We start from the raw sequence: 2,298 nt of genomic DNA, 5'->3' as shown, positions 1-2,298 counted from the left end.
AGGCAACCTCGTCTATCGGAAGACGGCGCGGAACTTCAATCCGATGATGGCCAGCGCCGGCAAGGTGACGGTCGCGGAGGTCGAGCACCTGGTGGCGGTCGGCGACCTCGATCCCGACCAGATCCACACGCCGGGGATCTATGTCGACCGCATCCTGAAGGGCGCGGTCTTCGAGAAACGCATCGAGCGGGTGACCAGCCGGCCAGCGGAAGGATCAAGCCATGCTGCAGCATAAGTATTTCTGTGCGGCGGTGACCTACAAGGTGGACATATGCACCTGCGGCGCGCTGTTTCGAGCGGTCCTGGCTCCCGCGGATCGAAGGCGGGCGGATTCGCCGGCTCCCCGTAAGAGCGGCGAGCCGGCGGCGTTGAGCGCCGCGAACAAAGACTTCCTCTTTTGCAAGCGATGGGTTGCCTGCTGATGCCTTGGACGCGCGATCAAATGGCCGCTCGTGCGGCCCAGGAGCTGCGGGATGGTTTTTACGTCAATCTAGGGATCGGGATCCCGACGCTCGTCGCCAACCATATCCCGCCGGGCCTGTCCGTGACGCTGCAAAGCGAGAACGGCATGCTGGGCATGGGCCCGTTTCCTTACGAGGGGGAGGCCGACGCGGACCTGATCAACGCCGGCAAGCAGACGATTACCCAGCTACCCTCCTCGTCGTATTTTTCGTCTGCGGACAGCTTCGCGATGATCCGCGGGGGCCACATGGACCTGTCCATTCTGGGCGCGATGCAGGTGGCCCAGAACGGCGACCTCGCCAACTGGATGGTGCCGGGCAAGATGGTCAAGGGCATGGGCGGGGCCATGGACCTGGTGGCCGGCGTCAAGCGCGTGGTCGTGGTCATGGAGCACGTCGAGAAGTCCGGCGCGCCCAAGCTGGTGAAGGGTTGCACCCTGCCGCTGACGGGCGCGGGCGTCGTCGACCTGGTCATCACCGACCTGGCGGTGTTCGACGTGGCCCGAGGCAAGAAGCTCCTGTCGCTGCTCGAGCTCGCGCCGGGCGTAACCGTGGACGAACTGCGCGCCAAGACCGAGGCGTTCTTCGAAGTGGGCGCTCGGCGTCCTCTTCGCCTCGCGTGAGTTCTGGCGCGATGTCTTATTTCGTCACAGGTGGGCCGTACGAAGATGGTTTCCTGGGCAGTGTTGCGGAGGCGATCGCCCGTACGTCCCCGCACCACTATGTCCTTTGGTCAGGCGAGCCTTTCCGAGGTCGGTCGGGGTCCATCGCCGAGCGCGCGTTCCGCTGCATTCCTCAGCCCGGCCAGGCCATTTTGCTGCGGGAGCTGCTGTTGCGGGTCGCCCGCCTCCAGGACGGATCCAGCCTGCACCCCTGCGCAGTCCGAGAGGCGGTCAGGTCGCATCAGAACGCCAAGCCCGCTGTCATGCTGTTGTTGGAACGCCAGCTGGCCGGCGACCTCGTCGCCGCCACGGACGTGCCCTATCCGGCGAGCTTCTCCGGCCCGATCCGCAAGGGCCAGGTCATCGTGCCGAGAGACTTGGGCGCGCCAGTCCTGCCGATGGCATTGACAAGGCCACGGCCGAGTGCATCTCAAACCAGGGGCGCCCTTGGCCAAGGTCCCTGAGAGCGGCGCCGTAGGAGCGCAGTCCATCGGTGACGATCGCTTTCGGCCGGCCGTGTCGCTTCAGCGCCTTCTTGAAGAATTTCAACGCCGCGGCCTTGTCCCGCGTCTTGGTGACTAAGGCCTCCAGTACCTCGCCCTCGTGGTCGACGGCGCGCCAGAGGTAGCGCATCTCGCCATTGATCTTCACGTACACCTCGTCGAGATGCCACCGCCAATGGGTGTGCTGGCGCATCGCCTCGACACGCTTGTTGGCTGAGCCCGCCAAGGCTCGGCGTTAACCGCCGCAATCTCCATGGCGTGCTGGGCCAAAGCCTCGCCGGCCTGATCGGCATCGAGCGGCCAGATCAGACGCGACGGGCGTAGGGCGGGGTCGCGCAAAGCGCTGCTTGCAGATCCCCGTCCACGCGGCGGTGCGCATGCAATGCGGCCGCGCGGTTCCGCATGGATCAGCGAACCCGACCATTCGGTCGTTCGCCGCAAGCCGTTCAATAATCGCTTAAGTACGCTTGCGCCCGCTGCGGCGCTGAGGTACGGCTTTGACGAGCCAAAAGCAATGTGCGGGAGAAACGTTATGGCCAGGCGCCGCCGAAGCAGCTGCGGCAACTACATCGCCCACGCGCGCTTGGACGCCAACTAACCGATTGCGACCGTGCCGACCGGTTCCGGCCGTATTTTCAGCACGGAGATCCGGGCGCCTACTCGCTATCGCTT

Annotated in this window: 4 protein-coding genes; 3 read left to right on the top strand and 1 reads right to left on the bottom strand. The window is 65.2% G+C overall.

The window, feature by feature from the left end; translation table 11 throughout:
- The 3 genes from VJS38_RS06775 to VJS38_RS06765 all read left to right on the top strand — a co-directional run.
- The coding region (locus VJS38_RS06775) for a CoA-transferase (RefSeq protein ID WP_324087392.1) at window positions 1-235 on the top strand (235 nt) is incomplete at its 5' end.
- Complete coding sequence (locus VJS38_RS06770; RefSeq protein WP_324087391.1) at window positions 222-422, top strand: hypothetical protein; 201 nt, start codon at window positions 222-224, stop codon at window positions 420-422. The genes VJS38_RS06775 and VJS38_RS06770, both read left to right, overlap by 14 nt.
- Window positions 422-1,084, top strand: a complete 663-nt coding sequence (locus VJS38_RS06765) for a 3-oxoacid CoA-transferase subunit B (RefSeq protein ID WP_324087390.1) — start codon at window positions 422-424, stop codon at window positions 1,082-1,084. The genes VJS38_RS06770 and VJS38_RS06765 overlap by 1 nt, the downstream gene beginning before the upstream one ends.
- A 399-nt stretch (window positions 1,085-1,483) precedes the next feature.
- Here VJS38_RS06765 and VJS38_RS06760 read toward each other — a convergent pair whose 3' ends face one another.
- A complete protein-coding gene (locus VJS38_RS06760; RefSeq protein WP_414692417.1) occupies window positions 1,484-1,819 on the bottom strand; it encodes a DDE-type integrase/transposase/recombinase in 336 nt (111 codons plus the stop codon).
- Window positions 1,820-2,298: the final 479 nt, after the last annotated feature.

The organism is Phenylobacterium sp., from assembly GCF_035276905.1.
Lineage (GTDB): Bacteria > Pseudomonadota > Alphaproteobacteria > Caulobacterales > Caulobacteraceae > Phenylobacterium.
Note: the sequence above shows the minus strand (reverse complement) of the source record. Positions and strands in the feature narration are given on the sequence as shown.